This is a genomic window from Paraperibacillus marinus, assembly GCF_046237605.1.
GTDB classification, from domain to species: domain Bacteria; phylum Bacillota; class Bacilli; order Bacillales; family DSM-1321; genus Paraperibacillus; species Paraperibacillus marinus.
Window position 1 is genome coordinate 2,951,440 of the sequence record NZ_CP143542.1, and the last position, 20,358, is coordinate 2,971,797.

Annotated in this window: 19 protein-coding genes; 2 read left to right on the forward strand and 17 right to left on the reverse strand. The window is 46.5% G+C overall.

Going from position 1 to position 20,358, the window contains the following annotated elements; translation table 11 throughout:
• Positions 1 to 24: 24 nt before the first annotated feature.
• The 11 genes from murD to V1498_RS14885 form a co-directional block, all read right to left on the reverse strand.
• Positions 25 to 1,377, reverse strand: coding sequence for a UDP-N-acetylmuramoyl-L-alanine--D-glutamate ligase (murD, locus tag V1498_RS14835; protein WP_409294463.1), 1,353 nt, complete (start codon positions 1,375 to 1,377; stop codon positions 25 to 27).
• Entirely contained in the window at positions 1,378 to 2,355 is a 978-nt protein-coding gene (mraY, locus tag V1498_RS14840) for a phospho-N-acetylmuramoyl-pentapeptide-transferase (protein WP_409292119.1), read from the reverse strand. It lies immediately after the preceding gene.
• A gap of 134 nt (positions 2,356 to 2,489) precedes the next feature.
• The gene (locus V1498_RS14845) at positions 2,490 to 3,950 is read right to left on the reverse strand and encodes a UDP-N-acetylmuramoyl-L-alanyl-D-glutamate--2,6-diaminopimelate ligase (protein ID WP_409294464.1); all 1,461 of its coding nucleotides are present in this window, start codon (positions 3,948 to 3,950) and stop codon (positions 2,490 to 2,492) included.
• A gap of 175 nt (positions 3,951 to 4,125) precedes the next feature.
• On the reverse strand, positions 4,126 to 6,048 hold the full coding sequence (locus V1498_RS14850) for a stage V sporulation protein D (RefSeq protein ID WP_409294465.1): 1,923 nt from the start codon (positions 6,046 to 6,048) through the stop codon (positions 4,126 to 4,128).
• Positions 6,049 to 6,177: 129 nt separating this feature from the next.
• Positions 6,178 to 8,373 carry a penicillin-binding protein gene (locus V1498_RS14855; RefSeq protein ID WP_409294466.1) on the reverse strand — a complete coding sequence of 732 codons (2,196 nt, stop codon included), beginning with the start codon at positions 8,371 to 8,373 and terminating at the stop codon, positions 6,178 to 6,180.
• The gene (gene ftsL / locus V1498_RS14860; RefSeq protein WP_409294467.1) at positions 8,373 to 8,723 is read right to left on the reverse strand and encodes a cell division protein FtsL; all 351 of its coding nucleotides are present in this window, start codon (positions 8,721 to 8,723) and stop codon (positions 8,373 to 8,375) included. The genes V1498_RS14855 and ftsL overlap by 1 nt, the downstream gene beginning before the upstream one ends.
• Before the next feature lie 19 nt (positions 8,724 to 8,742).
• Complete coding sequence (rsmH, locus tag V1498_RS14865) at positions 8,743 to 9,675, reverse strand: 16S rRNA (cytosine(1402)-N(4))-methyltransferase RsmH (protein WP_409294468.1); 933 nt, start codon at positions 9,673 to 9,675, stop codon at positions 8,743 to 8,745.
• Positions 9,676 to 9,724: 49 nt separating this feature from the next.
• A complete protein-coding gene (gene mraZ / locus V1498_RS14870) occupies positions 9,725 to 10,156 on the reverse strand; it encodes a division/cell wall cluster transcriptional repressor MraZ (protein ID WP_409292113.1) in 432 nt (143 codons plus the stop codon).
• Between the two features lie 268 nt (positions 10,157 to 10,424).
• Positions 10,425 to 12,059, reverse strand: a complete 1,635-nt coding sequence (bshC, locus tag V1498_RS14875; RefSeq protein WP_409294469.1) for a bacillithiol biosynthesis cysteine-adding enzyme BshC — start codon at positions 12,057 to 12,059, stop codon at positions 10,425 to 10,427.
• A 118-nt stretch (positions 12,060 to 12,177) separates the two neighbouring features.
• Complete coding sequence (locus tag V1498_RS14880; protein WP_409294470.1) at positions 12,178 to 12,567, reverse strand: DUF3397 domain-containing protein; 390 nt, start codon at positions 12,565 to 12,567, stop codon at positions 12,178 to 12,180.
• An 11-nt stretch (positions 12,568 to 12,578) separates the two neighbouring features.
• Entirely contained in the window at positions 12,579 to 13,451 is an 873-nt protein-coding gene (locus V1498_RS14885; RefSeq protein ID WP_409294471.1) for a 2-dehydropantoate 2-reductase, read from the reverse strand.
• Between the two features lie 597 nt (positions 13,452 to 14,048).
• On the opposite strand from V1498_RS14885, the gene V1498_RS14890 reads away from it, so the two are divergent.
• Entirely contained in the window at positions 14,049 to 14,522 is a 474-nt protein-coding gene (locus V1498_RS14890; protein ID WP_409294472.1) for an N-acetyltransferase, read from the forward strand.
• Positions 14,523 to 14,601: 79 nt separating this feature from the next.
• Here V1498_RS14890 and V1498_RS14895 read toward each other — a convergent pair whose 3' ends face one another.
• The 4 genes from V1498_RS14895 to V1498_RS14910 form a co-directional block, all read right to left on the reverse strand.
• Positions 14,602 to 15,237 (reverse strand): RsfA family transcriptional regulator, encoded by a 636-nt coding sequence (locus tag V1498_RS14895; protein WP_409294473.1) that lies wholly within the window; start codon positions 15,235 to 15,237, stop codon positions 14,602 to 14,604.
• Positions 15,238 to 15,316: 79 nt separating this feature from the next.
• A complete protein-coding gene (locus tag V1498_RS14900; protein ID WP_409294474.1) occupies positions 15,317 to 16,075 on the reverse strand; it encodes an enoyl-CoA hydratase/isomerase family protein in 759 nt (252 codons plus the stop codon).
• A 141-nt stretch (positions 16,076 to 16,216) separates the two neighbouring features.
• On the reverse strand, positions 16,217 to 16,390 hold the full coding sequence (rpmF, locus tag V1498_RS14905; RefSeq protein WP_409292101.1) for a 50S ribosomal protein L32: 174 nt from the start codon (positions 16,388 to 16,390) through the stop codon (positions 16,217 to 16,219).
• A 68-nt stretch (positions 16,391 to 16,458) separates the two neighbouring features.
• Positions 16,459 to 16,983 (reverse strand): YceD family protein, encoded by a 525-nt coding sequence (locus tag V1498_RS14910; protein WP_409294475.1) that lies wholly within the window; start codon positions 16,981 to 16,983, stop codon positions 16,459 to 16,461.
• 192 nt (positions 16,984 to 17,175) lie between these two features.
• Between V1498_RS14910 and V1498_RS14915 the strand changes: the two genes are divergently transcribed.
• Complete coding sequence (locus V1498_RS14915; RefSeq protein ID WP_409294476.1) at positions 17,176 to 18,396, forward strand: nucleotidyltransferase; 1,221 nt, start codon at positions 17,176 to 17,178, stop codon at positions 18,394 to 18,396.
• A gap of 22 nt (positions 18,397 to 18,418) precedes the next feature.
• Here V1498_RS14915 and V1498_RS14920 read toward each other — a convergent pair whose 3' ends face one another.
• Both V1498_RS14920 and V1498_RS14925 read right to left on the reverse strand, forming a co-directional pair.
• Positions 18,419 to 19,435, reverse strand: a complete 1,017-nt coding sequence (locus V1498_RS14920; RefSeq protein ID WP_409294477.1) for a SepM family pheromone-processing serine protease — start codon at positions 19,433 to 19,435, stop codon at positions 18,419 to 18,421.
• Between the two features lie 2 nt (positions 19,436 to 19,437).
• Positions 19,438 to 20,223, reverse strand: a complete 786-nt coding sequence (locus V1498_RS14925; RefSeq protein WP_409294478.1) for a patatin-like phospholipase family protein — start codon at positions 20,221 to 20,223, stop codon at positions 19,438 to 19,440.
• Positions 20,224 to 20,358: the final 135 nt, after the last annotated feature.

Sequence of the window (20,358 nt, forward strand, 5' to 3'; positions counted from 1 at the left end):
GTGCTTCAATCTGTAACCAAGCTCTTACTTAAGTTTATGCACGGCCTCCATAAACATGTCTCCCCTGACCTCAAAAGTTTTATATTGGTCCCAGCTTGCACAAGCAGGCGAGAGAAGGATGCAGTCCCCTTCTTCCGAGAGTCCGTATGCTGCAGGCACGGCTGCCTCTACATTATCGACACGTTTGATCACAGATATTCCAGCTTCTTTTGCCACTCTCTCAATTTTAGGAGCAGTCTGCCCGAAAGTAATCAGCGCCTTCACATTCCCCAGTGCCGGCTTCAGTTCGTCGAATTCATTTCCACGGTCCAGCCCTCCTGCAAGGAGGATGGTCGGTTCCTGAAATGATTCAAGGGCTGCTGAAGCAGATAAAATGTTTGTCGCTTTGGAATCATTGTAGAATTTGCGTTTATTGATCTCAGCCACAAACTGCGTACGGTGCTTCACTCCTTTGAAGACAGACAGGACGGTCTGGATCGCTTCATTTGGAACACCGGAAAGCTTGGCCGCGGCTATGGCAGACAGGATATTTTCCTGGTTATGGCGGCCTGGAAGAACGATTTCGGACAAAGCAGCCACTCTTTCACCCCTGAAGCACATATATCCATCCTCGATATATGCCCCGTCCTCAACCTTCCTCTTGGTAGAGAAAGGCACGAGAGCTGCTTTCGAACGCCTGGCAAGCGCAGCAACTTCCTCCTGGTCGGCATTATATATGAAATAGTCATCCTCTGTCTGTGCTTTCCCGATCGCACCCTTGGCATCTGCATATTCCTGCCTTGAACCGTGATAATCCAGATGGGCATCATACAGATTGATCAGCACAGCAATATGCGGCTTGAATTCCATTGTGCCCATCAGCTGGAATGAAGACAATTCAATGACAATGGTATTGTCTTTCTCAGCCTGGGACGCCACACCTGAGGCCACTGTCCCGATATTGCCTGCAATCAGAGGTTTTTTACCGCCCTCCTGAAGCATTTCATGAATGATCGTAGTGGTCGTGGTCTTCCCGTTTGTTCCTGTTATTCCTATAAATGGTGCCTCGGAAATCTGATAGGCAAGCTCCACTTCAGTGATCACCGGCAGACCCCGTTCTACAGCTCCTTTAACCAAAGGAATGGTATAAGGAATGCCGGGATTCTTTACAATCAACTCAAATCCCTCATCCAATAGTTCAATGGGATGGTCCCCGCAAATCACCTTAATGCCCTGTTCCACAAGCTCCTGTGCTTCAGGGTTCTCGTCTATCGGCTTTTTATCATTGACCGTCACAAAGGCTCCAAGCCTATGCAGGAGCAGAGCTGCACTCACACCGCTCTTGGCCAGGCCCAGTACCAGGACTTTTTTTCTGATATATTTCGTAACTTCCTTCACCTATAACCACACCTCTAGATAGATTCCTAATACAGCAAACAAAAATCCGACCGACCAAAATGTCACAACCACACGCCACTCAGACCAGCCGACAAGCTCATAGTGGTGGTGGAGCGGGCTCATTTTAAATATTCTTTTACCCGTTGTTTTAAATGAGATAACCTGCAGGATTACCGAAAGAGTTTCAATGACAAACACTCCGCCGATAATGACCAGCAGCAGCTCAAGCTTCGTCAGCATGGCCACGGTCGCCAGTGCACCCCCAAGCGCCAGAGATCCCGTATCTCCCATAAATACCTTGGCGGGATGCGCATTGAATACCAGGAAGCCAAGCAGCGCGCCGCTCATTGCGATGCTGAACACGGCCACATCATATTGCGACTGATTCCAGGCAAGGACAGCAAAGGCACCGAACGCAATCGCAGCGGTTCCGGACAGCAGGCCGTCCAGGCCATCGGTAAGATTGGTCGCATTTGAAAAACCTACGAGCCAGAAGATGACAACAGCTACATACAGCCATCCTAAATCAAAGGTGACAGATGTACCTGGTATCGTTAGTTCTGAGGTAAAGCTGCCGCTTGATTTGAAGACAAGATAAAAGATCACCGCTATGATGATCTGGCCAAGAAGCTTCTGCCTCGAAGTAAGACCCAGATTCCTCTTCATTACCACTTTGATAAAGTCATCCAAAAAACCGAGCAGCCCAAAGCCGAGTGTAACCAGGAGCAGCAGCATGGTTTCTATCGTAATTTCAGAAAATTTCATGGTCATGACCAGGCTCGAAGCTGTAACCGACAGAAGGATGATCAGCCCTCCCATTGTCGGGGTGCCTGATTTTTTTTGATGTGATTTCGGTCCTTCATCACGGATGCTTTGTCCGAATTTCAATCTTCTCAAGAATGGTATGAAGACCGGAGAGAGAAGAACCGTTACTAAAAATCCCATCAAAATCGTAAATAATAAAACTTGCACTAACATGAATTGGTTCCCTCTTTCCTATTACGATAAATCATCAAAATTAAGATATGTTCCGTACCCTTTTAACAGAATAATATAAAGATAAATCAATGTAAAATTAAGCAGATAACCATGGCTGACCCTACAGCTGAATCTCAGCCGCGCTCCACCAGGAACCCTCGTGCAACCTGTCTGTCATCGAAGTCGAGTATTTCGCTCCCGATGATCTGATAGGTTTCATGGCCCTTGCCGGCTATGATGATGACATCGCCGTTTTTTGCTTTTGAGACGGCATGGCCGATTGCCTGCTTCCTATCCGGGATAACCAGGTAATTCTGCCCTTTTACGCCTTCCTCCATATCCCTGATAATTTCCAGCGGATCTTCACTTCTTGGATTATCAGAGGTGAAGATGGCATGGGTGGATAGATCGCATGCGATTTTGGCCATGAGCGGGCGCTTCGTCCTGTCTCTGTCCCCTCCACAGCCAACGATTGTATAAACATCTCCCCTGGCGAATTCCCGGACTGTGCGGATTACATTTTCAAGGCTGTCAGGTGTGTGGGAATAGTCTACGATTACAGAAAAATCCTGGCCTTCATCCACCAGTTCAAACCTGCCGGAAACTCCCTTTACTTCAGAGAGAGATTGAATAATTCCTGTAAGCGGAATGCCGGCTGAAAGGCCGGCTGCAATTGCAGCAAGGGCGTTATAGACATTGAATTTTCCAGCCAGCTTCAGCTGGACCGAATGTTCATTGCCGAATGCCTGAAGTGTAAAGCTCGTGCCGGAAGCGGTGATTTCCAGATTCATGGCACGGATATCCGATGGCTGGTCAATTCCGTAAGTAATAACCTGCGCTGCCGTATATTTGGCAAAGTCCAGTGACGCCTCATCATCGGCGTTCAGGACTGCGAATTTCGGTTTACCTGCTGGAAATGCACTGCCAAGCCTTGCAAATAACAGGCCTTTGGCAAATTTGTAATTTTCCATGCTGCCATGGAAGTCAAGATGATCCTGCGTAAGATTGGTGAATACAGCAATATCATAATCGCAGCCATTGACACGGCCAAGTTCAAGGGCATGTGATGAAACTTCCATCACAGCATCCGTGACGTCCCGCTTGACCATCTTGCTGAATATTTTCTGCAGGGTCAGGCTGTCAGGCGTAGTATTTTTTGTTTCCTGCGTCTCATCGCCAATTTTAGTATACATCGTCCCAATCAAGCCCGTTTTGGATCCAGCATCGCTCAGGATCTTTTCAATAAGATGGCTTGTGGTCGTCTTGCCATTCGTGCCGGTAATTCCAATCAGCCGCAAACTCTGGGTCGGATGGCCGTAGAAGGCATCGGCAAGGACTGCCATCGCCTTCGCTGTTTCAGGCACCATCACAACCGGTACAGAAGCATTCACTTCCCTTTCGGCAATGATGGCATAAGCCCCGCGCGATACCGCTTGGGCGGCCAGGTCATGCCCATCCACCGTGTATCCTTTGATGCATATAAAAAGGCTGCCTTCTTTAACCAGCCTATGGTCGTTTTCGATGGACACAATTTCGGGATTTTCTTCAGGCAGCTGAATAAAAGGCAGGCTGCTTATCAAACTATGTAGCTTCATCTTTTCATTCCTCACAATCTAAACTAAAACACTAACTTATATTCTATACGAAAACAAGCGTTTCTGCTAATTAAAATAGAACTAAAAATGCTGATACGCCGCCGGGGCCAGCCGGCATGTAAAGAACCAAATAAAAAAACGGCTGAAAATTATACAGCCGCTCCTTATTGTATCCTTATTCATCCTTTTCGCCAAGATAAATCCTGATAGTGGAGCCTTCTTTCACTTTTATCCCCGCCGGCGGGGACTGCTTGACAATGACACTCCCCTTTCCTGCCACGTCCAGATTGATATTAAACGGCTGTGTCTGCAGCTCTTTAATGCTCATACCGGTCAAATCCGGTATCTCGAGCATCACAGGGTCAAGCCAGTTGACTTTCTTTTCTATCTGGTTTTTTCGGAGGGGCACATGCATTGCACGCAAAGAATCGTTCATGATTTTACCGACAATCGGTGCTGCGACCGTGCCTCCGAACTGGACGGTTCCTTTCGGATTGTCCACAGCTGTATAGACCACGATCTGAGGATCATCAGCCGGTGCAAAGCCTATGAATGATACGATGTAATTACCCTCCATATATCTGCCGTTCTTAACTTTTTGGGCAGTACCCGTCTTGCCTCCAACACGGTAAGACTCGACAAATGCATTTCTTCCTGTTCCCTGGGCTACAACCGACTCCAGGGCATTTCTTATCTGCTTGGAAGTTTCTTCAGAAATAACCTTCCTCTTCGCCTCCGGCTTTTTCTTCATGACCGTTTTCCCTGTCTTTGGATCGATGAGCTCTTTGGCGATATAAGGTGTATATAGAGTACCGCCATTTACCGCCGCTGCCACCGCTGCTGCCTGCTGGATGGGAGTAACTGATACACCTTGTCCGAATGCGGTTGTTGCCTGTTCCACCGGTCCGACTCTGTCAAGATTAAATAGAATTCCTCTGCCCTCGCCCTGAAGGTCTATGCCTGTCTTCTCCCCGAATCCAAAGTTCTTTATATAAGAAAATAATTTTTCCTTGCCCAGCCTCTCCCCAAGTTCAATAAAGCCCGGGTTGCAGGAATTCTGTACAACCTCAAGGAAGGACTCTGAGCCGTGCCCCCCGTGCTTCCAGCAATGAAGGCGCGCACCGCCAACCTCTACAGAGCCGGAGTCATAGAAATGATCTTTCAGGAGATCTACCTTTTTCTCCTCAAGCGCAGCCGCAAGGGTGATGATCTTAAAGGTTGAACCTGGTTCATACGTACTCCAGACCGGCAGATTCCGGTTATAAATTTCCTGAGGCACATCGCGGAACTTTGCCGGATCAAAGGTCGGCCTTGAAGACATACCCAGGATCTCGCCGTTCTTCGGATTCATCGCAATCGCAATGATGCCATCCGGGTTATAGAGTGCCTCGGCATTATCCAGCTCCCGCTCCATGATGGTTTGGATTTTGCTGTCAATCGTCAGCTTTAAATCGAGGCCGTCTGCAGGTGCTTTATAATCATCCGCCATTTTCTCCATCCTTTTTCCCTTGGCGTCCGCATAAAACTTCACATAGCCCTTTTCCCCTTTCAGCTCTTTATCATAAGACAATTCAATCCCCATCAATCCTTGATTATCAATTCCGGCAAAGCCCAGGACATGGGATAGATATTTCCCATACGGATAATGCCGTTTGGAATCCTCGGCAATATAAATTCCTTTCAGGCCGAGCGCCCTCAGCTCTTTTGCCTTTTCATGACTGATTTTGCGCCCTTCCGGCACTTTCACCATCGATACCCTGGATGTGACGGTCTTATATGCTTTTTCCTTGTCCATGCCCAGCACAGCCGCAAGCTTTTCAGCTGTATGAGCAGGATCCTGTATCTGCCGCGGCACGGCATAAACCGTCGGGGCGCTGATGTTGGTGGCAAGAGCAACCCCATTCCTGTCAACAATCTCCCCCCTTTTAGGTTCAAAGGGAAGATTCCTGCTCCAGGAATCCTTGGCTTTTTCCGTAAGCGAATTCCCCAGGAAGAATTGAACATATCCAAGCCGGATATCTATGATTAAAAAGATGAGAAAACCAGCGGCCAAGGCTATGGCCAGCCTTTTCCGCACAGTCACGTTTGATACGCGCAAAGCATTACACCCCCAAGAATTCATTGCTGTTAAGAATGTATGCCTGTACCAATTTATAAAGTACAAAAACCATCAGGGAATCTGATTTGAAATATCAAAAAGGAGACGGCTTCCCGTCTCCTTTCATGGTCATGATCCTTCATATTCATCTTTTTTTGGAGGGTCTTTTTTCTGCATATCATCCGGCTTTTTCATTTGGACAATAACATACTCTTTTGGATTAAGCCTGCTTCCGGGCTGTACATTCTGTTTGACTACATAGCCGCTTCCGACCGTCTGCAGCGGAACTCCGCTGATCTTCGCCACTTTCATGACATCCCTCAGTGACCATCCCTTCATATTGGGTGCTTTCATGTTTCCTTCAGTCCGGAGAATGATCCTTTCACCTTGAAGGAGCTTAGTGCCCTGTTTAGGATTCTGGCTGATGATGCCCGTTCCGCTCCCAAGCTGAATGACTTCATACCCTTCGGCTTCAAGGGTCTTCGCGGTCTGAGCGGCATCTTTGCCCGTGAAGTCCTCAACAGCCTTGGATGATTTGGCTTCGGCCATGGAAGGCTTGATGTTCAGATATTGCAGGCTGTTGCGCATGACTGTATTAAAAATCATGGATACCGGGATGGAGCCGTCTGTATAATATTCGATTTCCGGCTGCTGGACGGCTACATACATGACAAGCTCCGGATCGTCTTTAGGCGCCATACCAAGGAATGAAAACACATAGTTGCTGGCTCCTGTCAGGTACTTTCCGTCAGGCCCGGGCATCTGCGCTGTCCCTGTCTTCCCTGCCACTTCATAGCCGTTTATTTTATACCGTTTGCCGGTTCCATGCTCGCCCGTAACGACTGTACCGAGATAATCCCTTACCTTTTTCGCGGTTTCGGATGAAATTGGCTGGGAGACGGTCTTTGGTTCCGTTTTTTTAATTACCTTTTTTGTGGAAGGATCGGTTATATCCTTGATCACGTAAGGACGCATCATTTTGCCGCCATTTGCGACAGCGGTGGCAGCCTGTATCTGCTGAATCGGCGTGATGGCAGTTCCCTGGCCAAAGGCTGTAGTGATTTTTTCAATTGGCCATTTATACAGGATCTTCCCTGTCGCTTCGTTCGGCAGATCGATTCCCGTCGGCTTGTCAAAGCCGAATTTTGTTAAATACGCCCGGAATTTTTCCTCTCCGAGCTTTTCCATGGCAAGCTTGGCGAAAGCCACATTTGATGACCTCTGCAGGCCTTCAAGATAGGTGATGGTCCCCCAGCCCGCTCCGCCATTATGGTCACGGATGCTTCCTGAATTCCCCTTTTTGTATGTTCCCGATTTATACGTATCGTTAGGATTGAATACATTTTCCTGAACCGCGGCTGCAAGGGTGAATACCTTCATCGTCGAACCCGGCTCAAACGAATCCTCCACGGCAAGATTCTGCCAGCCATCCTCAAGCCCTTCCCTCGTTTTCGGGTGGAAGGTCGGCCTCTGGCTCATCGCGAGAATTTCACCAGTTTTTGGATTGGCGACAATAGCGATCATTTTTTTAGGATTGTACTTCATTTGGACGGAATTCATGGAATCCTCCAGGAAGGTCTGTATTTTTTTATCCAGGGTTACAGAAACCTGAGCCCCATCCTTAGGCGGGGTAATTTTCTCCTTTGAGTTTGGAAGGAGGAAGCCCCATTTATCGCTGTCATACTTTACAACGCCATCCGTTTCCTTCAAATACTTTTCCATCGTCCTTTCAAGGCCCAGACGCCCTGTTGATATTTCTTTTTTAGTTTTTTTATTGAACTTGGTTTCCGTAAAGCCGATTAAGTGGGAGGCAAAGACTCCGTTCGGATAAAATCGTTTGGATTCGCGCTGGAACATGATGCCCGGGAGATCCAGGGCTTCAATCTCATTTTTGGTCTGGTGGGTAATATCCTTTCCGGCACTCCCGAACTCCACCTGAAAAACCTTTTTATTCAGCCTCTCAAATATCTCGCTTTCTTCCATATCAATATACTTAGCAAGCTCTCTTGCTGTCTTCTGCGGGTTTTTCACATGCTTTGGATGTTCCGGATCAGCAGTGACCGACTTGTCCAATATCGCCGTCAGTTTATAAGAGACCGTATCCTCCGCAATAGGTTCCCCTGTCCGGTCCACGATGCTTCCCCTTTTCGCTTCAAGGATATCCTCCCGTAAATATTTGGTTTCAAGCTTCCGGGCAAGGGCAGTCCCCCCCGCTTCCCCGGTAACTTCTATAAACAAGAATCTGCCTGCCAAAATAAAAAAGAGCAGTCCAAATGTAAAGAAGAGGACCACTGCTCCTGTTGATATATTTTTTTGCTTTTGCATCAGTCCTGTACAACCTTAACGTTATTCTGGTTAAGCTTCAGGCCCAGCTCAGCTGCTTTCTTCCAAATTCTTTCATACGTGCTGAGTTCACTTACCTGCACCTTCAGATCCCCGTTCACTTTCTTTTGATTGTCTATGGAACCTTCTACCTGCTGTATTTCCTTATTCACGCTATAGACAGCAGATTGGTTGGCAATGATCTTGATGCCGGCGCCGGCTACCAGCAGGGCAAAAACGACCAGTAAAATCTTCTCGCCAAACGTGATTCCAGTTTTATGGCGGATGACGGATTGAACCTTTTTCCCTGGTACAATCTGCTGCTCCAACACTTTTTTTGCTACAGTGCTCATGTTTCTCCCCCTGATCTCCTTATATTTTTTCAGCGATGCGCAATTTGGCCGACCTGGCCCTGTTGTTCATCTCTATTTCTTCTTCACTTGGCAGTATGGGCTTTCTGGTTATAATCTTGATCACCGGCTTGTACTCATCCGGGATGATCGGCAGCCCGGGCGGAAGCGGAGGTGTTTCGCCGAGCTTCTTATACACCGTTTTACAGATCCGGTCTTCCAATGAGTGGAAGGTTATGACTGATATTCTGCCGCCAGGGGCCAGGAGGCCGATGGCCTGATGGAGCGAGTCTTCAAAAACACCCAATTCATCATTAACGGCAATTCGGATGGCCTGGAAAATCCTTTTGGCTGGATGCCCTCCCTTTCTCCTGGCCGGAGCAGGGATGCCTTCCTTGATCAGCTCTACCAGTTCGAACGTCGTCTCGATAGGCTTGATTTCACGGGCAGCTTCTATTTTCCTTGCAATCTGCTTTGAAAATTTTTCCTCTCCATATTTAAAGAAGATGCTGATCAGCTCCTGAAATGACCAGGAGTTCACTACGTCATAGGCAGAGAGCCCAGCACTCTGGTCCATCCGCATATCAAGCGGAGCATCATTATGGTAGCTGAAGCCTCTCTCTGGTGTATCAAGCTGTGGGGAAGAAACTCCCAAATCATAGAGAATCCCGTCCACTTTATGTATTCCGCGTTCGCCGAGCTCGCGGGCGATATGCTTGAAATTGCTTTGAATCATGGTGACTTGCCCGCTGTATTTCTTTAATTTCTCACTTGCATTCTTAATAGCCGTTTCATCCTGGTCAAACGCAAATAAATGGCCTTCCGGGGATAATTGGGATAACACGTATTCACTGTGCCCAGCCCCTCCCATTGTACAATCAACATAAACTCCGTCAGGCTTAATATTCAAGCCATCGACAGTTTCCTTGAGCAATACAGTTGTATGCTGAAACAATAACTTCACCTTCCAATCGAGAATGAACCATCCTCATGCAATGAATTCGCTAAATATCGAAACCTATCATGTTTTCAGCGATTTCTGCAAAAGAATCTTCGGAATTTGTAAAATAGTCTTCCCAAAGAGGCTTGCTCCAAATCTCAATTCGATTGGAAACTCCGAGAACAACACATTCTTTTTCTAGCGATGCATAAGCTGTAAGTGGTGCGGGTATGTTGATGCGGCCTTGTTTGTCTAATTCGCATTCTGTCGCGCCCGAGAAGAAAAACCTCGTAAATGCCCGGGCATCTTTTTTGGTAAGCGGCAGAGCTTTTAGTTTTTCTTCGAGCTGCTTCCATTCTTCCAATGGATAACCAAATAAACATTGATCCAGTCCCCGGGTAATAACGAATTCCTCGCCAAGGCTTTCTCTAAACTTTGCGGGGACGATGATCCGGCCCTTGTTATCAATGGTATGATGGTATTCGCCCATGAACATTTGCCACTACCCCCACTTTCTAATTTCAATGTACCACATCCCCCCACTTTTCACCACCATTTTTATATTATTCATGTAATATAAACCGGAAGCCTGGATATTGCTCCTTTTGCTTCCTCAACATCAATTTTCTGCCATCTCTCCGCCTTGCTTCATGAATTGGAGTTATCCTGTTTCCATGCATGCGGACATTCCCGCTATACACATGGCATGCCGGCAAAAAAAAAGAGCCCGAAAAGAGGTATAAAACCTCTTCGGACTGTCTCTTTTATAGCAATATCACCTTATGCTTATTATTGAATTCATAATGGAGCTCTGTTAGTTCCTGAATGAAATCAGGTCCATATTTATTCAGATAGTATATCGGATTCCATATCCTCTCCTGAGGTGAATCCAGAGGTGAAAGGGAGCAGCTGATCCGGTTGTACTTACTTGTGACTATTTCATATTTATCCTTGTTTCTTTCGTTTGTTTTGTCATAAATGAACTGAAGCTGCTTTTTTATGATATCCAAATTCTTTTCAAGCAGCGGGCTTAATGCCCCATCAACCTTCACCGCACGGGCAGAGAATTCACGATGGGATTCTTCCACACCGCCAAGCATCCTTGCATATAGGTTGTCTAACGTTTCATCCTTGATCTGTCCAAGGAAGTCGGACAGCCTTTCCTTTGTCCTGCCGCTGAGGGCTTCCTCGATTGACATGCCCACTTCCTCCAGGTCTGTCCCGATTGAGCGTTCAAGCAGGGTAATGTTCAGCCTTGGTACAATTGGAGGCATTTTCATCTCGAAAAGCTCGAACGACTGCTTCAGCTCAGCCCAATACGCGGCCTCCCCCGGCCCGGCGATAAAAGCCAGAACCGGGAAAAGGCTTTCCTGCATGATGGGCCTTGTGACCACATTATTGCTCAGGCATTCCGGCCGGCTCTCAGCCAGCTCAAGCATTTCATCCATGTTAAAAGCAAGTGCCTCATCTTTTCCTGAAATGAATCTTCCGCTCTCATCAAGCGAAAGCAGCGTCCTCTCCTGCTTCTCTTTTTCATAATAAAAGAGATTGGCAGCATTTCCTTCCAGTTCTATGGCTTTTCCATAGCCTTCACCCGCCACAAGTTCCTGCTGCGAGAGGACTTTCCTGGTTATCTCACCCGCATTTTTGATCATCCCCGTAAAATAAGATGATTCAATTTTTCTTAAGCCGGGATCCGCTGCATCGATAAGAAGCAGCCCGCTGCTTCCGAACCATTCATGCAGAAGGCGCGCAAAAAACTCAGAGAACGTATTGGACTCTTTTATGATTTCTTTGATAGAAGCCAAAAGGCCATTGGTATATTCCGTCTCCCCGCAGCTCTCCATAACATCTTCAAGCCAGGCACACGCAGTGTCATCATCCAGTTCAAGATCCGAGACCATGGGCTTTTTGGTCACATACATCGGATAGGACATTTTATCCGGCTTTCCATTGCGCATTGCATATATATGATTAACTTCCTGGATATCATGGTCTTCGCCTGCAATCCAAAAAACTGGGATGACCCTTTTTTTCAAAGCTTTTTCCTGCTGTTCCGCGAGTTTTATAACAGAAATTGCTTTATGTATAGTATATAAAGGCCCGCTCAAGATCCCTGCCTGCTGTCCGCCGATGACAACGGCAGAATCAGGCCTCTCAAGCGCTTCCAGGTTACTCAGCAGGCAATCGTTCATTCCAAAAGGATCCATATATTGACGGATATGTCCAGCCAATTCTGTTCTATGAAAGCTGCGATTCATGAGATCGCTGTATCTTTTTTCGTATACTTTTTCATCATTGATATCATAATGAAAAAAATTATCCGTCTTAAGCCTGCCATCGATATAGTCAGATGCGAACTTGTTGATTGCCGGCAGGACAAGATCCTTAATTTCCATGAAGCTGACTTCCTTTCTCTCTCCAACTTAGCTCTAAAAAGTATACCACCTTTAAACAGGAGAAACAAAGATGCTGTCTTGCACCTGCACCCGGCAGATAACGGATAATATGGCCCCTTTAAATCAGCATTCTCGCAATCCGGTCAATCATGCCGTATATACTCAGAATGAAATAACCGCCTAAAAAGAGGATGAAGTTCACTCTCCAGAAGCCTTTAAAGATACGGAAGAAATCTACTTCCTCGCGGTATTTGTAATTCACGACCGAAACGGATGCCGCTATCACGATCAATAATAGGATAATCACCCACAAGAGTGAGGTACCCCAGATGGTCTTGATCATGTAATGCACAGAAAGGATCAAGAAAACAGTCGTCAGGTCTGCCGACATATGAACCGATTTTCTATGGCTTTTAGTTATCCTTTTGACAATGACGAATACAGCGAGATAACCAAGTAATGGGACAGTAATAAAAGCTGCAGCAGCACTTGCTATGAATTGTGACACACCGTTTCCTCCTATGGGCGCTCCTTCCCTTTTATCATCGTATATATTAAACGAGTAAGGGCCGGCTCTATCTTTTTATGCGCTGCTTCCTGCAATATGTAACCCAGGATTGCATCAATTTCGGTCTTTCTCCCACTCTCCAGATCTACGAGCATGGAGGATTTATTCCTCTCTGTATTGCGGCACACTTCTTCTATATACCGTCTTATCCCGTCCGAATCAGAGATGGCAAAAACCTCCGCTGCTTCCTTGTACATGGATTGAAAGAGGCTGTTAAAGTGCGGGTTATCAAGCAGCTCCCCATTTCTTGCGCCGAGGACCGCCGTAAGCGGATTAATGCAGGCATTTACAATAAGTTTCTTCAACATCATCTTGTAATAATCCTTCTCGTAAATGAAAGGAAATAAAGGATCTTCCGTCTTTATTTTAAAGGAATCGAGGCTCCCTCGGTAGACAGCTGCCCTGATATTTCCAGCTCCGGTATGGGAAACCGTATTGTCATTCTTTTTTTGGGCCCCATGCTCGACGATCCCAACCGCAATTTGTGAGACGGGAAGGTCCGCAAGCAAACTGAGATGCCCCATGCCATTCTGCAGGAACAGAACAGGGGAGGCTGTCTCTTGCAAGGGAGGCATCAGAGATTCCAGATGATGTGCTTTCACACACACGATGGTGATGTGCCCATCATCCTTCATCTCCGATACAGGATATGCGGTTACTTCCATACTTTCTAAAGTGCCGCCCCGTTCTAAGTTAATGCCGTTTTTGTTGATTGTTTCTGCCTGGCCAGCAGTCCTGGTGTACAGTGTAATGTTATTTCCTCTTGAAAGGCATGCGGCTGTGAGCAGCCCGACAGCCCCTCCCCCGATAATATTGATTTTCATCCATTTGGCCCCCGTATTTCTTCTGTGGAAAAGGGGCGGAGCTGCATGTATCATAATGCTTTTTGCAAGCAGCCCGGCATCCCTGCCTGCGCCTTACTCCGCTCCAACGCCTTATAGTGTTTGTTTCTGTTCCTGTCCAGATTCCTTTCCAGGCATGGGCTGTGGGTAACTATGTTTGTATTATGGCAGTTTTCGCAAACCTTGCTGCGGATTACACATAGAGACGATCCTGGCACCCCTGTAAGACCATGTTTCTCCAATATAGAATTTATTAAAGAAAACAACAATTTTTCAGGTAAGTATTCTGTAAAACTTTGTGGCTGTTTGAGCGGATTGCACGCGTAAATCATTCTTCATGTTCAGCAGCCGTAATATTCATGAAAACAGCCTTAAGAGTAAGTTCTTTTTATTTAATAGTAGCAGACCGATAGCCAGGATAAAAACCTTTTTATAGCGTTGATGCTTCTCTTTAGTCCAGGGATTTGCCAATGCAGAATTTTTTTACTTTTTATTATATAATCAGTGAGAGAGGGAGTTTTTTAACTGGCTGTTAAGAAAGCGGTTCCATCAGCGGCCGCGTCAAAGGGGGAAGAATCGATGAAACATACAGTTGAAAGACTGCTTATTAACTTCAAGACTCTTGAAGAGTTCAAGAAGTTTAAAGAATACGGGATACAGGAGCTGTCCATGCTTGAAGATCTTCAGGGAAGCATGATTGAAGACAACAGTGAATCTCCTTTTTATGGCATCTATTTCGGCGATAAGCTGGTGGCGCGCATGAGTCTTTACAAAGCAGATGCAAAACGGGACCGCTATTTTGATCCGCCGCAGGACTATTATGTACTTTGGAAGCTTGAGGTTCTGCCCCCATATCAACGGAGGGGCTATGGGCGTGCCCTTGTAGAATTTGCGCAAAAGCATGGAAAGCCGCTGAAGACGAACCCGCGGATTCATTCACATGAATTTTGGAATAAGCTTGGCTTCCGAGATGTGAGTTATGATATGGAAAGAGATCTTGGTGAAAACCCCATGATCTGGTTTCCTGAAGGAGTAAGCGAAGCGGTCCGCTAAAAAAATAAAAGAGGCTGTCCCCCGCGGCAACCCCCATTTCCAGGGGTGTACACCGCGCTCTGGACAGCCTTTTTCCACTCTATTTTTTGACCCTTTCCAGGTTTCCGTTTTTATCCATCTGAAACTTCACGTTAGGGCTGTTCATCTCCTCTTCAAGAAAAATCAGCTTTCTGGCTTTCTCCATGATCTGCAGGAGCGCCCGGTAATCTTCTTCTACATTCCTCAGCTTTTCCTGCAGCTGCAGATTATATTGTACAAGCTGGTCATATTCTTTCTTTAAGGTCTCAAGCTCCCGCCTCATTCCCTCCGTTTCCTGGACATTGTTTCCTGATTGGTAGTTCTGATCATATTGGACCAGGAACTGGATAACGTCGTTCAGGTTTACAAGATGGTCAGCATGCGCTTCCCTTATGGCATCCTCCATAGAAGCAGCTGCCGCAGGAGAACGCGGGGCTTCCGCGGGAGGCGGTGCCTCAAGATGGTTTTTCTTACTTACTTTTCTCTGCATCTTCGCATGCTCAATTCCTGATTTATATTGTTTCCTTACGAATGAATTCCATCTGAAGCCGCAGGCAGCTGATGTCCTGGAAAGCTTTCTCCCTACTTCTTCAAAAGCCTTCAGCTGGGTGCTTCCATCTCGGATATGACTTAAAACTACTTCGGCCAATAACAAATCCTCATCCTGTGACCAGGCATCCTGGCGGGCAATCGTCATCTTCCTCACTCCTTGCAAGTTTTACTTCATACATATGCACTTGCTAGAAAAGATAGAAGAAGCCAGACTGCCGATATCATCAATTATTTTTTTTGCCGGTGAACCTTCCCACCGCTTCCATATGAGCCTCCGAAACCCAGAGCCTGGAGCATTCGGCAATTTCCTCCTGGATCCTTACGTGGAGATTGCCTTCTTCCCACTTTCTAATCAGAAGTCTTTTATACGCACTTAATACTTCGGGCTCTTTATTTAGCAGCGCGTTCAGATAGTCCGCCCACTCTCCGCTTTCTACACTATCTAAAACAAAATCGATAAACCCAAGATCCCGGGCCGTGCCGGCCGTGAGGATCTGTCCGCTCAACAAGAGCCTAAGGCAGGCGGATACCGGGAGCTTCTCGTAAAGGATAGTGGCCCCGCCCCAGCCTGTAGTGATTCCCTGATTTCCCTGCACAAAGCCAAGCTTTATACCAGGCACCGCCACCCGGATATCACAGGCAGCCGCAATCTCACATCCTCCCCCGACTGCCGCACCATTCAGGAAGGCAATTGTAGGTTTTTTCAGTGTCAACAGTCTGAATACTATACTTCCCATTTCAGAAAGCATTTCATAGGCATCCGCTTTTGTCCCCAATGAGTGGAACTCCTTAAGGTCACCGCCGGAACAAAAGGCAGCATCACCTTCCCCCCTTATTAAAACAGCCTTGATCGACCTTTCCTTTTCTGCTGTCTCAAGTGCTTCTTTAAGGCCAGCCATTACATCATAATTGACTGCATTTCTCCTCTCCGGCCTGTTAATTATGATTCTAAATAAACCGTTCTCACATAGATCCGTCTTCACCTGCACTATACCCCAGCCCTTCTTCCTGCATGTTATTTTCTCTTATTACAGTTTACAGAAAGGCAGGCTGCTTCAGCCACCCTAAGCTTTTTAAACACAAAAAAAGCACAGAGAAAATATCTCTGTGCCGCTAAGAAGAAATTATTTGCTAATAACTTCTTTTCCTTTGTATGTTCCACAAGCTTTACATACACGGTGAGCGAGTTTCATTTCACCGCAGTTTGGGCATGCTACCATACCTGGGACTTGAAGCTTAAAGTGTGTACGACGTTGTCTCTTTACAGTTTTAGAAGTTCTTCTAAAAGGTACAGCCATTATTCCCACCTCCTTAAAAATTGAGTTAAGAAGCTAAGATATCCAGTAATCTGGTCTTCTTTCGCACTTTACGGTTTGTTGTTTTCATTGTCGAAGAAATTCGCCAGCTTTGCCAAGCGCGGATCGACTTTCTTCTTTTGATCTTCTTCAGATAAGACTTCCCAATCATTTCCGGACTGAGGGGCAGCGTCTTCTGAATCAATATCATCGCAAAATACCTGAATAGGTATTTCAAGCAAAATGTTTTCTTTAATAACAGGCAATAAATCTATCGTATCGCCTTCCACTGAATGAGAGTTCTCCGCATACGGATCTTCATAATCAGCTTTTAAAAGAAAAGTTTCGATTGTTTCAATATCAATTGGATATTTAACATCTACAAGAGTTCTCGAACAAGGAAGCACAAGATGGCCGCTGATATGAAGGTGAAACGTAACCTTGGAGGAACTGATGTCCGCCCTTCCGGTTATATGCATCGGGGAAACTTCCCTGATCTCCGTTTCGAGTTCCATGATATCCTCCACGGCTGCTGTCTCATCAAGCTGCAGATTCTTGTCCCGGTACTTCTGAAGTTGTGTAATTGTCCATTTCAAATGAATCACCTCTGAGGCAACAAAAGTAATTATATCGGTCAATCAATCGTTTGTCAATATTTTTTCTTTACACTATAATAGAAGAACAGTAAATATTTCCAAAGGACTGGCAAAAGACTTTTATATCATTATTTATTTTATCACGTGCATTAAAAATCGCAAATTTTTGGCCTTGGCTGCAGGAGGCGACACATGGAAGCACTTGGAATTATCGTAGAGTACAACCCCTTTCATAACGGACATGCCTATCATATTAAGGAAAGTTTAAAATCAACTGGAGCAGACCTTGTCATCGCAGTCATGAGCGGGAATTTCCTGCAAAGAGGAGAGCCTGCGATGGCGGGTAAATGGGCAAGAGCACGGATGGCTCTCCTGGGCGGGTCCGACCTGGTCTTTGAGCTTCCCTACCCTTTCGCCGCTCAGCAGGCAAATATATTCGCCCGGGGATCGGTAGGGATCCTCGAAGCAGCCGGCTGCAGTCATGTATGTTTCGGCAGCGAGGCAGGCAGCATCGATGCTTTCTTGGAAGCTGAGGCCTTTCTGAGAAGAAATGGTTCAGCTTATGACCAGTCGGTAAAGGAATTCAGCAAAAGCGGATTCAGCTATCCGCGTGCAGCCTCCCTGGCTTTTGAAGCACTTTCGGGCTCGGGCAGTATTCTGGACCTGAGCAAACCCAATAATATCCTGGGACTTCAGTATGTACGGGCCATCAAGGATCAGACCTGCTCCATCAAGCCATGCACGATCAAAAGGATAGGCTCCGGTTATCATGATGAATCGCTTCACTCAAAATCTTTAGCCAGTGCGACCGGAATCAGAAAAGCGATTTTCGAGGATGGCGCTTCACCCGAAGCCGTAAAGGACCAGATTCCTCTTTCTACATATGAAGAACTTACATCCTATCATGCCCAATATGGAACTTTTCATAATTGGGAGTTGTACTGGCCGTTTCTCCAATACCGCATCATCTCTTCTTCCATTAGTGAGCTGAATTTGATTTATGAAGCTGAGGAAGGCCTTGAATACCGGTTTAAAGAAATGGCAAATACTGCCCGGACGTTCCAGGAATTCATCTCTTTGGTAAAGACTAAAAGATATACATGGACCCGTCTGCAGAGGGCCGCACTGAATATACTGAACAACGTTAAAAAAGAAGAAATGGGCGCTGCAGGCACCGGCCCCGGATACCTTCGCTTGCTCGGGATGAACCGAAAGGGAAGGCAGTACCTGAATGAAAATAAGAAAAAACTCGGACTGCCGCTCATTACCAGACCTTCCTCCTTCAAGAAAGAACTCTCACTGGATCTGCGAGCCTCTTCCATCTATGCCCTGCCGCTTGAACCGGGCAGGCGGAAGAAAGCGCTGAAAAGGGAATACATGCCTCCAGTCTTCTTGGATGGCGAACAAAAATAAGAGGCGCCTTCTAGGCAGCCTCTTATTTTTGTTCAAGCTTATCCAAGTAATTCAAAGCGTCTCCAAATGTATCCACTGGGACGACCTTCATTTTTGTATCGATATCCTTTGCAGCTTTGACGGCAACCCTGTAATTGGAATTCCTGATTCCTTTTTCATTCGGGGCAAAAAATATTTCCGCACCGCTTTTATCAGCTGCGACGATCTTCTGATCGATTCCCCCGATCGGCCCCACCGTGCCATCAGAAAAGATCTCTCCTGTCCCTGCAATTTTATAGCCCCTGGTGATGTCTTTCTTTGTAAGCTGGTCATAAATCTCAAGGGTAAACATCAATCCGGCTGATGGGCCGCCAATTTTTTCAGAGTTGATTGACACCTTCGGATCCGCCTGGACTTCTTTATCATCCACAAGATGGATGCCTAGCCCCGCTCGTTTCTCCTTGCCTGGCAGTGTGGCAAGCACCGCCTTTTCCTCCATGTCCCTGCCATCACGCTGGAACCGGATGGCAACCGTATCGCCTGCCTTTTTGCCGCTGACATAATCAATAAATTCTTTCGAAGAAGCAAACTTCCTGCCATCAACCCTTATGATCCGGTCCCCTGGCTTAAGCACTTTGGCCGCCGGAAGACTGTCACTCACTTCAATGACATAGATTCCATTGAAGGTTGTCTTCACCGGGCGTCCAGCCTTTTTGTATGCCACTTCGACGGCGCTTTCCTTAGAACCTTCCATCATGTTCAGCTGCCTTGCGTTATACTCCTCATCCGATTCATCTTCATACCTGATCTTTTTAATGGGGTATAATTCCTGGTACTTGCTGAGGTGAGCCCCCAGGTACGTATATATATTGGCTTTGCCCATCCTGATGGTCGTCAGCATGAACTTTCCCTTTGAATGATATCCGCCATCTACCTTGACCACTGGGTCGAGCTCCTCGGCCATCCCCGGCTTCGTTACATAATAAGGAAGTGTGATGAATACGGAACCTACTATCAATATGAATAAGATAATGAAGCTATATATTTTTTTCCGGGTCATTCCTAGTGTTTCTCCTTCCATCCATGGATAGCAGCCTTGATTTTATCAACATTTTTTCTGGCTTCTTCTTCTCCAATAGTAATCATTTCAGCAATATTTGTAAACGCCCTTGAACTATAAGCCTCGACCCGCGGTCTGATCATCACATCGGAAGCCACTTCCCGGTGCATGACCAGCTCCATCTGCAGAATATCGAGGCTCTGAAGAATCACATCATAGATCGACCCAATCTCAATATCCTGCTTGATATGGGAGACATCTACCCCTATCACGATATCTGCTCCCATATCCCTTATTACCGACACGGGTATCCGGTCAACGACACCGCCGTCAACAAGCAGCCTGCCATCCACCAATTCAGGAACGAAAATTCCAGGTATGGAGATGCTTGCCCGGACCGCCTCAGCGACCGGCCCTTCTGTGAAGATCACTTTCTCGCCCGTTTTGATGTCGGTTGCAATAACTGACACAGGAATGTCCAGCTCCTCCAGATTCTTGCCGTATGTAAACAGGCGGATAAACTCTTTTATTTTCTTTCCTGCAATGAGTCCCATCTTGGGGACGGTAAAATCCAGGAAGAATTTCCGCTTGAAGGCATTTGACAATTTATATAACTGCTCGAGATCCTGTCCTGCCGCATAAAAGCATGCAACCAGCGCCCCCATGCTGCTGCCTGCAGCCATGGAGATGGGGATGCCCTCTTCTACCAATACCTTGATGACGCCTAAATGGGCAAACCCTCTGGCACCTCCGGAACCGAGGGCGAGTCCTATCCTGGGCTCTTTCATAAAACCTTCCTCCCTTGTTCACTCAATCTTATGGTCTAAAACCTGTTAAACACGTATAAGGTTTTATATAAGGACAAGTTGAATTTAGTTTATTATGCCCTGTTGGAAATTATATGTTGTATTTGCCAATTTAGT

Coding starts and splice junctions, on each gene's coding strand:
- mraY (WP_409292119.1), bottom strand. CDS start 2,355: ATGTTAGTGCAAGTTTTATTATTTACGATTTTGATGGGATTTTTAGTA.
- V1498_RS14845 (WP_409294464.1), bottom strand. CDS start 3,950: ATGAAGCTACATAGTTTGATAAGCAGCCTGCCTTTTATTCAGCTGCCT.
- V1498_RS14855 (WP_409294466.1), bottom strand. CDS start 8,373: ATGCAAAAGCAAAAAAATATATCAACAGGAGCAGTGGTCCTCTTCTTT.
- ftsL (WP_409294467.1), bottom strand. CDS start 8,723: ATGAGCACTGTAGCAAAAAAAGTGTTGGAGCAGCAGATTGTACCAGGG.
- mraZ (WP_409292113.1), bottom strand. CDS start 10,156: ATGTTCATGGGCGAATACCATCATACCATTGATAACAAGGGCCGGATC.
- bshC (WP_409294469.1), bottom strand. CDS start 12,059: ATGGAAATTAAGGATCTTGTCCTGCCGGCAATCAACAAGTTCGCATCT.
- V1498_RS14885 (WP_409294471.1), bottom strand. CDS start 13,451: ATGAAAATCAATATTATCGGGGGAGGGGCTGTCGGGCTGCTCACAGCC.
- V1498_RS14890 (WP_409294472.1), top strand. CDS start 14,049: ATGAAACATACAGTTGAAAGACTGCTTATTAACTTCAAGACTCTTGAA.
- V1498_RS14895 (WP_409294473.1), bottom strand. CDS start 15,237: ATGACGATTGCCCGCCAGGATGCCTGGTCACAGGATGAGGATTTGTTA.
- rpmF (WP_409292101.1), bottom strand. CDS start 16,390: ATGGCTGTACCTTTTAGAAGAACTTCTAAAACTGTAAAGAGACAACGT.
- V1498_RS14915 (WP_409294476.1), top strand. CDS start 17,176: ATGGAAGCACTTGGAATTATCGTAGAGTACAACCCCTTTCATAACGGA.
- V1498_RS14920 (WP_409294477.1), bottom strand. CDS start 19,435: ATGACCCGGAAAAAAATATATAGCTTCATTATCTTATTCATATTGATA.
- V1498_RS14925 (WP_409294478.1), bottom strand. CDS start 20,223: ATGAAAGAGCCCAGGATAGGACTCGCCCTCGGTTCCGGAGGTGCCAGA.